At 72.0% G+C, this 8,429-nt stretch carries 8 protein-coding genes; 2 read left to right on the forward strand and 6 right to left on the reverse strand.

The features are described from left to right. Positions 1 to 42: 42 nt before the first annotated feature. The 5 genes from JXZ78_RS26815 to JXZ78_RS26835 are packed head-to-tail and all read right to left on the reverse strand — an operon-like array spanning position 43 to position 5,186. Entirely contained in the window at positions 43 to 1,137 is a 1,095-nt protein-coding gene (locus JXZ78_RS26815) for an alpha/beta hydrolase (RefSeq protein WP_033040485.1), read from the reverse strand. Continuing rightward, entirely contained in the window at positions 1,134 to 1,964 is an 831-nt protein-coding gene (locus tag JXZ78_RS26820; protein WP_050503124.1) for a 2-oxo acid dehydrogenase subunit E2, read from the reverse strand. Before JXZ78_RS26820 ends, JXZ78_RS26815 begins: the two co-directional genes overlap by 4 nt. After that, positions 1,961 to 2,188 carry an acyl carrier protein gene (locus JXZ78_RS26825; RefSeq protein WP_030025308.1) on the reverse strand — a complete coding sequence of 76 codons (228 nt, stop codon included), beginning with the start codon at positions 2,186 to 2,188 and terminating at the stop codon, positions 1,961 to 1,963. The genes JXZ78_RS26820 and JXZ78_RS26825 overlap by 4 nt, the downstream gene beginning before the upstream one ends. Next, the gene (locus JXZ78_RS26830; RefSeq protein WP_078624752.1) at positions 2,185 to 4,239 is read right to left on the reverse strand and encodes an HAD-IIIC family phosphatase; all 2,055 of its coding nucleotides are present in this window, start codon (positions 4,237 to 4,239) and stop codon (positions 2,185 to 2,187) included. Before JXZ78_RS26830 ends, JXZ78_RS26825 begins: the two co-directional genes overlap by 4 nt. A 5-nt stretch (positions 4,240 to 4,244) precedes the next feature. Further along, entirely contained in the window at positions 4,245 to 5,186 is a 942-nt protein-coding gene (locus JXZ78_RS26835) for a 3-oxoacyl-ACP synthase III family protein (RefSeq protein ID WP_078624751.1), read from the reverse strand. A 409-nt stretch (positions 5,187 to 5,595) separates the two neighbouring features. On the opposite strand from JXZ78_RS26835, the gene JXZ78_RS26840 reads away from it, so the two are divergent. Continuing rightward, positions 5,596 to 6,816: a cytochrome P450 gene (locus JXZ78_RS26840; RefSeq protein WP_030025303.1), complete on the forward strand. Its 1,221-nt coding sequence runs from the start codon at positions 5,596 to 5,598 to the stop codon at positions 6,814 to 6,816. Further along, the gene (locus tag JXZ78_RS26845; RefSeq protein ID WP_308281064.1) at positions 6,810 to 7,082 is read left to right on the forward strand and encodes a ferredoxin; all 273 of its coding nucleotides are present in this window, start codon (positions 6,810 to 6,812) and stop codon (positions 7,080 to 7,082) included. The genes JXZ78_RS26840 and JXZ78_RS26845 overlap by 7 nt, the downstream gene beginning before the upstream one ends. Positions 7,083 to 7,155: 73 nt before the next feature. On the opposite strand, the gene JXZ78_RS26850 is transcribed toward JXZ78_RS26845, so the two are convergent. Beyond that, a complete protein-coding gene (locus JXZ78_RS26850) occupies positions 7,156 to 8,361 on the reverse strand; it encodes a cytochrome P450 (RefSeq protein ID WP_030025300.1) in 1,206 nt (401 codons plus the stop codon). Between the last annotated feature and the right edge of the window lie 68 nt (positions 8,362 to 8,429).

Consider the following 8,429-nt stretch of genomic DNA (forward strand, 5'->3'; position numbering starts at 1 on the left):
TACGGGCCCAACGGGGGGAGTGGGGCAGGAGGAGGTGGTGGGTCAGGCGGGGGTGGGAGCCGGACGGCGGCGCAGCCGGCCGGCCAGCAGCGCGTAGCGCAGGGCCGCGCGGGGCAGGAGGTGGCCGCCCTTCATGCGCAGGATCGAGTGGAAGCCCCACATCTGCATCTCCGGCAGGTGGCTCGGGGCCCCGTGCACGTCGTCGTACTCGACGATGCGCAGGTCGGGCACGGTGCGGCGGAGCCGCCCTGGATCACCGGCCGGAATGATCTCGTCCCGCGCGCTCGCCGCGTAGGCCAGCGGAACGGGCAGCGAACGCAACTCCTGATCGCTCAGCGCCCAGTCACGCAGGTGTTCGCCGACGTCCGCGGACGCGACGCCCGTCAGATGCGCGAGGGTGTCGACGGTGATCCGCGGCAGCTGTGCCTGCCAGGCCCGGTCGGTGAAGAAGTCGTTGACGGGGGCGCCCACCGTCATGACGCCGCGGATGCGGTCGTCCTCCAGCGCGGCGCGCATGGCCAGGTGGCCGCTGAAGCTCAACGTGATGCAGTACGTGTTCGCCACGTCCGCGGAGCCCTGTACCGCGTCCAGCAGTCGGGGCAGCAGCCGCCAACTGTCCTTGTGGTACGGCAGACCGTTCTCGCCGACACCGGGAATCTCGGTGACCAGCCCGGCGAAGCCCAGCTTGGACAGCCGGCCCAGCAGCGGTGCCCACTGTTCCTTGATGCTGACGATGCCGCCCATGAAGATCAGCAGCGGCTTGCGGCCGGTGTCGGACAGGCCGCTCGTCCAGCAGCCCACCCGGCCTTCGGGGGTGTCCACGTCGAGGCGTTCGATACCGCCTGTCTCCTTGCGCCAGCGGTCGAAGACGCTGACGCAGCGCTCCAGCGCCTCGGCGCGCGCAGGGCCGTCGACGTAAGGGAAGCGGGCCATGTTGAAGTGGCGGACCGCCTCCAGGAGGTGCCCCTCCTGCTCCAGGCGCTCGCCGGCCCGGCACCATTCGCCCGCCCAGGACCCCGGTGCGCCGCCCTCGTCGGTACGGACGCGGTCAAGCAGCTTGTGGAAGTGCTCCGGGGGCAGCGACTGCGAGAGGGCGTGGGCGCCCACGTACTGCTTGAGTTCGGTGACGTCGTTCATCGGCCCTCGCCAAGGGGGGTTTCCAGGCGGTCACGGGCCTGGCCGGAGGAGTCCTCGGCCCGGCCTCCGGTCTCGCCCGGGAAGTTCTCCAGCCGGTCCTTGATCTCGCCGAGGATGTCGGCGGCTTCGGCCCCGTCGACGACCCGGTGGTCGAAGGCCAGGTTCAGACGCATCACCGGGGCCACCGTCACCTCGCCGTTCCGTACCACGGGCCGGTCGAGGATGCGGCCCACGCCCAGCGTGACGGTGGTGCCGCCCACCGAGTGGAAGCCGTCGACGGCGCCGTGCCCGAGTGAACTGACCGCGAAGGTGCCCGTGCGGGTCACCCGCTTCGCCAGCGGCCGGGTCGCCCGGCGGAAGAGCGCACGGCCCAGGGGCACGGGCAGCCGGTGCAGCTTGCGCAGACCGTCGAACTCTGGCATGACCTGCGGGTCGCCGTCGCGGTAGTGGTCCACCTGCCGCTGGATGCCGTCCAGGTCCGCGCGCCCGAGGTCCGGCAGGACCGCGGCCAGGACCACCCGGCGGCCGCCGAGCCGCCGGTCCATGACGAGCTTGGCGCTCGCGGTGCCGCTGGTGACGGTGCGCGGGAAGAGCCCGCCGCCGATCGCGCCGTTGGCCTGGGGGTGCGCGGCCATCACCGGGGCCGCCGCACGGAGCACGTAGCTGACCACCGAGTAGCGCCGGCCGTCCGCGGCGGCGTCCGAGCGGTGGCGCCGGACCTGCCCCATGTCGACCTCGGTGTCGAGGAAGACCGGGGCGAACGCCCGGTTCTCTTCGAGGAAGTAGAGCGTGTGCCGCCGCTCGCGCGGGAAGGGAGCCGGCTTCACCCGGTCACCGCCACGTCGTACAGGCCGCGCAGCGACGACGCCTCCAGGGCGGCGGGCAGGGACAGCGAGTGTCCCGTGCTGTGCTCCAGCCGGGTGAGCAGGGCGATGAGGTGGAGCGAGTCCCAGCCCGCGACCTGGTCGAGGGGCCGGTCCACGTCGGTCATGTCGACGTCCAGCCCCAGGTCGTCGCGGATCAGGGTGACGAAGTCGTCGATGGAGTTCACGGGGTGTGTCCTTCTGAGGTATCGGTCAGTTGCAGGTGGTCGGGGAGCGGGGGGATGCCGGCCAGGTCGTGCCGGAACGTACGGACGTTCGCGGACGCGTCCGGTTGCTCGCCCGGACGCTCGCTCGTGTGCGCGTCCGGCTGCTCGTCTTCGCGTTCGTCCGGCCGCTCGCCCACGTCCCCGGCCCCGCCCGTCCGCGCGAAGCCGTTGGCCGGGTAGAAGTCCTGGACCTTCGCGTTCTTGGCGCTCTCGCGGTAGTGGCCGACGACTTCGTGCGCCCCGTCGGCCCGCGCCCGGCTCAGCACCGTGGTCAGCGCGGCCTGCTCGATACCACGAGCGAACACCCGGCAGCTCAGGAGGAAGTTGTCGATGTGCACCGTGCTGCCCTCGCGGCGCAGGAAAACCGCCCCGACCAGGCCGTTGTCGCCGAACCGGTCGCCCGATCGCACGGCCAGGACCTGAGTGGCCGGTCCCTCGGCCAGGGCCCGCACCTCGGCCGGCTGGAGCCGCCGGGTGGTCAGGTTAAACTGGTTCGTCCGCAGGGTCAGCTGGGAGACGCGGGGAACGTCGGCGTCGGCCACCGGGCCGATCTCCACCCGTACGCCGAGTTCGCGCAGGTAGTCCTGGAGGGAGTCGAAGGTGTGCAGGAAGTCCTTGCGCTCGGCCTCGCTGCGGTAGAGCGCGGGGCGGGCGCGGTCCTCCGTGGTCAGCTCGCGCGTGTCGAACCAGCCGTCCCGCAGCAGCTTGCCGATGTGCCGCGCCGGCTCCTCGTCGAGCTGGACGACGGCCACCCCCGGCAGCTCCCGGCGCACCAGGCCGCACTCGTAGGCGCTGTCGTCGGCGAAGACCACGCTGTCGACGGCGAGGTTGAGATCCGCCGCGAGCTCCGCGAGGTTCTCGTGCTTGGGCCGCCAGTTCACGGCCAGGCGGACGAAGTCCTCCTCGCGCAGGGCCATTTCCGTACGGTTGGCGAGAACGTCGCGGACCGGGCCGAGGTCGTTCTTGCTCACGGCGGCCAGCAGTACGCCCTGTGACGCGAGCTGCCCGACCACCTTCTGGAACGCCGCGAACGCCGCGCCGCGCGGACCGTCGCCGACCTCGATGCCCTCGGGCCCGTCGTCACCGAGCACACCGCCCCACAGTGTCTGGTCCAGGTCCACCGCCAGGCACTTCTTGGTCTGCCCGGCCGCCAGCCGGGCCAGGTGACCGGCCTCCCGGGCGTACCGGGACAGCATCCGGGGCGAGAGGTGGGCCTTGGCGTAGACGCTGAGCCGGGCGTCGGTGACCTCGACGCCTTCGCCGGCGATCGGGTCCAGGTCCAGTACGACCAGTTCGGGACGGGTCTCCGCCAGGCGCAGCAGCCGGATGTTGGCCTCCCGCCACAGCACGCCCAGCCGGGCACGGGAGCGGTGGTCGACCAGTTGGGCCACGAGGTCGCGCGGCAGGGGCAGGGTGTTGAGCACCAGGGTGCCACTGCCCGAGCCGGCGAAGCGGGAGACGAGCCCTTCCAGCAGGGCGGTCTTCTCCGCCAGTACGGCCTCGACGTCCTCCGGGCGCCAGGGCGCGGGCAGTTCGTCGCGGACGACCATGGGATCGAGCAGGCACAGCACCAGGTCGGGTGAGGCGGCGTGCAGCGCGCTGCCCGGGTCCGCCAGGTCGAAGACGTACGAGTCGAAGTCGGAAACGACCGTCCGCAGCACGATGCCGTGCCGGGCGCCCTCCAGGGCCAGGGCCGGGACGAGGGCGGACAGCGTGCCGTGCCCGGTGATCGCGACCGTGAGCGCGGGGAGCGAGGGGTGGGCCCGCAGCACCTCGTCCGGGTCGACACGGGCCAGCAGCTGGGCGGCCCGCGCGGAGCGGTCCTCGTCCAGCTGCGCCAGCAGGGTCTTGAGGCGGGGGTACTCCGTCGCCAGGCGGCCGGAGCGGTGCAGGGCGAGCAGTTCGTCGGCAGGCGTGGTGGGTGCGGGCGCGGGGGTGGTGGTGTCGGTGGGCCCCGGTTCGCCGGTGCCGGTGGGCGCGGGTTCGTCGGTGGGTACGGCTGCGGTGGACATCCCCGTCAGACCCCCTCCAGCGCGAAGCCGGACTTGATCCACTTGCTGGACTCGATGGCCACGCCGAGCGCCCGCTCGCCGGGAGCGATCCGCTCCAGTACCCGTTCGAGCTGGAAGAAGACCAGGGCGTTCGCGTTGTTGCCGGTCTCGTCGACGCAGGAGACCTCACGGGCCTGCGGCAGGTCCAGCCGCTCCACGATGCGCCGGGTCATCACGCCGGACAGCTGCGGCGGCAGGAGGTAGGTGACCTCGTCCGCGCGCCAGTCGAGGTCGTCCAGCAGCTCGTGCAGCGTCTCCTCGGCCATCTCCGGCACGTACCGCTCGATGGCCTTGTAGTCCTCGGTGGCCGCCGGCCGGTCCGAGAGACGGTCCACCGGGCCGAACCACTCCAGGGTCGCCCCGGCCACCCGGTCCAGGCCGGTCAGGCGGGTACGGACGGACGCCAGCTCGCAGCGGCCCGCGCCCGGCTCGTTGGTGAGCACGGCAGCGCCCGCGCCGTCCCCGAACAGGACGTAGTTCACCAGCTGCTCCGGCGGAAGCTGCGCCAGCTTCGCGTCGCAGTCGTAGAACCTGGCGAGCACGTCGGCACCGATGACCAGGGCCGTACGGTGCCGGCCGGTCTGCAGCAGCTGATGGGCGACATCCAGGGCCTGGACCGCGCCCGAACACCCGGACTGCAACTGGAAGGTGGGGACGTCGTTGATGCCGAGCCGGTCGCAGATGACGTTGACCGTGGCGGGCATGAGCTGCTCCGGGGTGGCCGTCGCCATCACGACGAGGTCCACCTCCTCGGGCCGGACACCGGCCGTGTCCAGAGCCCTGCGGCCGGCCGCCGTACCGAGCCCGGACAGCGAATCGCCGATCTCACCGGTCGCGATGTCGACCGCCAAATGGCGTTGGCGGGTGCCGATGAAGGCATCCACCCACTGTTCCCACAGCGCGTCCATTCCAAAGGTGCGGGCCAGTGCCGCATTGTCGACCGGCGGCCCGGGCAATGCCGTTCCCACCGAGAGAATTCGGATCCGTGGAGTATCCACCACCTGCTCCTTTCTACCCGGGTCATACTCCGCAACGTGGCTTCCGCCCGGCTAACGCGGCGCTTCCGCGGTCCTCGGTATTACGCGGCGCTAATGCCCGGACTACGCGAGGTTGAGGGGAACGGCGACGACTCCTAACCTGCGTCCAGCCGCAGGGATGTCCGTTCCCGGCCTGCGTTCAGCCGCGGGGATGTGCGTTCCTGGCCTGCAACCAGCCGTAGGGATGTGCGTTCCTGGCCTGCGTCCGGCTGCCGGGAGACCCGTTCCCGGCCTGCGCAGGGAAACCCGTGCCCGCGCACCTGAAGACGATGGGATCACGATGGAAATCACCGCCCAGCGGGGCCTGTCCGGCGCACCGCCCTTTCCGCAGCCGAGGACGTGCCCGTATCAGCCGCCCGAGACCTACCGGCGACTCGGCGAGGAAGCGCCGCTGTCCCGGGTCACGCTCTTCGACGGCCGCGTGGTGTGGCTCGTCACCGGATATCACGAGGCGCGACAACTGCTCGCGGACGAACGGATATCCGCCGACCGGCAGCGCCCCGACTACCCGGCCCTGGCGCCGCGTTTCCAGGCCGAGGTCGCCCGGCGCCTGGTGCTCATCGGCATGGACCCGCCGGAGCACGACGAACACCGCCGGCTGCTGAACCCGGATTTCAGCCGCAGGCGGGTCGCCGAGCTGCGGCCCGTGATCCAGGACGTGGTCGACCACTACGTCGACCGGATGCTGCGCCTCGGCCCGCCCGCCGACCTGGTGCGCGACTTCGCGCTCCCGGTGCCGTCCCGGGTGATCTCCGAGGTGCTGGGGCTGCCGGGCGAGGACCTGGAGTTCTTCCAGGAGGCATCCCGCCGTCTTCTGCAGGCGACCACCCGGGAGGACTCCCAGTCGGCCGGGGAAGAACTCATCGGCTACCTCGACCGGTTGGCCACCCGCCGGCGTACTGAGAGCGGCCCCGGGCTCATCGGCCGGCTCGCCCGGGAGGAGGTCGCCGGCGGCACCCTCAGCCACTCCGACCTCGTACAGATCGCCCTGGTCATCCTGGTCGCCGGACACGAGACCACGGCCTCCACCATCGCGCTGGGCACCCTGGCCCTGCTCGACCACCCGGAGCAACTGGCCCGGATGCAGGCCGACCCCGCCGCCGTACCGGCCGCGGTGGAGGAGGTCCTGCGCTGTGTGGCCGTCACCGACCTGGCCGGCGCGCGGGTCGCGACCGCCGACATCCAGATCGCCGGTCGGACCATCCGCGAGGGCGACGGAGTACTGCTGTCGGGGACGATGGCCAACCGCGACGACCGGGTCCACCAGGACGCGGAGGACTTCGACATCGGCCGCACCGGCCGCCGCCACCTGTCGTTCGGGTACGGCATCCACCAGTGCCTCGGCCAGAGCCTCGCCCGCCTGGAACTGGAGATCGCCTTCTCCACCCTGTTCACCCGCATTCCGAACCTGCGCCTGGCCGTGCCCGCCGACCAGCTGGCCGCCCGTCCGCTGGGCAGCGGCACGGTGCAGGGCGTCCAGGAAATGCCGGTGACGTGGTGAGCGCCGCCGGCCGTCCGGCGCAGCCGCGGGTCACCGCCGACCGGGAACTGTGCATCGGAGCCGCACAGTGCGCCTTCGCGGCGCCTGCCGTCTTCGACCAGGACGACGACGGCTATGTCGTGGTCCTGGACGGAGATCCCGGTTCCGGCGAGTGGGAGGCCGCCCAGGAGGCCGCCGACCTGTGCCCGGCACAGGCGATCCTGCTCGCGGACGGCGCGGACGGCGCGGACGGCGCGGACGGCATGGTTGGCATGGACGCCGGCTGAGGCGCACGCAGGACGGAGTGAGCCCCGAAGCATCGGCTTCGGGGCTCACTCCGTCTGCGTACCGCATCTCACCTCAGTTGCCGGGCCCCCACGCGACCGGCAGCGAGGCGAGCGTCCGGATCTGCATGCCCTTCAGCCACCGCACCTCCTCCGGCGCCACCGCCAGCCGCAGGTCGGGGAAGCGGCCGAGCAGCGACCCGATCGCCACCTCCATCTCCGCCCGTGCCAGCGCGGCACCGGTGCAGTGGTGCAGGCCGTGTCCGAAGGACAGCTGCGCGTTCGCCGCCCGCCGCAGGTCGAGCACATCGGGGTCGTCGAAGGCCCGCGGGTCCTTGTTCCCGGCGGGCGTCGCGCACAGCACGCCCTCGCCGGCCCGGATGACCTGGCCCCCGATCTCCACGTCCTCGGTCGCGTACCGGGCGAAGGTCACGTGCGAGACGAGCGGGACGAAGCGCAGCAGCTCCTCCACGGCCTGCGGCAGGATCTGCGGGTTGTCCCGCAGCAGCCGCCCCTGCTCGGGCTGGGCCAGCAGGACGTAGAAGCAGGAGGCCAGCTGGGACGCCGGGGTGTCGTAGCCGCCCACGAGCAGCACGTACACCAGGTCCAGCAGCTCGTCCTCGGAGTAGGAGCCGTCCTCCGCGGCCTCCAGCATGGCGCTGATCAGGTCCTCGCCCGGCTCGGCGCGGCGCCGGGCCAGCAGCTCCCGCACATAGTCGCGCAGCAGCCCCAGCTCCGCCGCGATCTCGTCGTCCGGCAGGTCCGTCCGGCCGAAGAAGGACTGCATCCACCCCTGGAAGCGGCCCTGGTCCTCGTAGGGAACTCCCAGCAGCTCACAGATGTTCCGCGCCGCGAACGGCACCGTGTACGACGCCATCAGGTCCGCCGGCGCCCCCTCGCCGGCCATCGCGTCCAGCACCTCTTCGGCGACCCGCTCCATCCGCGGGCGCAGCCGCGCGACGTTCCGGTTGGAGAAGGGCTGCGAGATCAGGCGCCGCAGCCGGCCGTGCTCCGGGGCGTCCAGGCCCATGATGCTGCCCCTGATGGGCAGCGGCGCCACCCGGGCCTCGTCCCGGTCCTGCGCGGCCGACCGGCTGAACCGCTTGTCGCCGAGCACCGTCTTGATGTCCTCGTACCGGCTCACCAGCCACGCGTCCTCCCCGAAGGGGGGAGTCACCCACACCGGGCGCCCGTGTTCCAGCAGGTCCCGGTAGCTGTGGTCGATATCGAGTCCCTTGATCTCCGTGAACGTGAACGGGACGGGGGTCCGCACGGACGTCATCGAGCCTTCCTTCACCCTGGGGGAGCGCGCCCGCGCACGGCGGGTGCTTTGCTCCGCCCAGGGTGACA

Source organism: Streptomyces monomycini (assembly GCF_022271435.1).
Classification (GTDB): Bacteria; Actinomycetota; Actinomycetes; order Streptomycetales; family Streptomycetaceae; genus Streptomyces; species Streptomyces monomycini.

Excerpts from the sequence above, each read along its gene's own strand:
- JXZ78_RS26840 (WP_030025303.1), top strand. The coding sequence starts at position 5,596 with ATGGAAATCACCGCCCAGCGGGGCCTGTCCGGCGCACCGCCCTTTCCG.
- JXZ78_RS26835 (WP_078624751.1), bottom strand. The coding sequence starts at position 5,186 with ATGGACGCGCTGTGGGAACAGTGGGTGGATGCCTTCATCGGCACCCGC.
- JXZ78_RS26850 (WP_030025300.1), bottom strand. The coding sequence starts at position 8,361 with ATGACGTCCGTGCGGACCCCCGTCCCGTTCACGTTCACGGAGATCAAG.
- JXZ78_RS26830 (WP_078624752.1), bottom strand. The coding sequence starts at position 4,239 with ATGTCCACCGCAGCCGTACCCACCGACGAACCCGCGCCCACCGGCACC.
- JXZ78_RS26815 (WP_033040485.1), bottom strand. The coding sequence starts at position 1,137 with ATGAACGACGTCACCGAACTCAAGCAGTACGTGGGCGCCCACGCCCTC.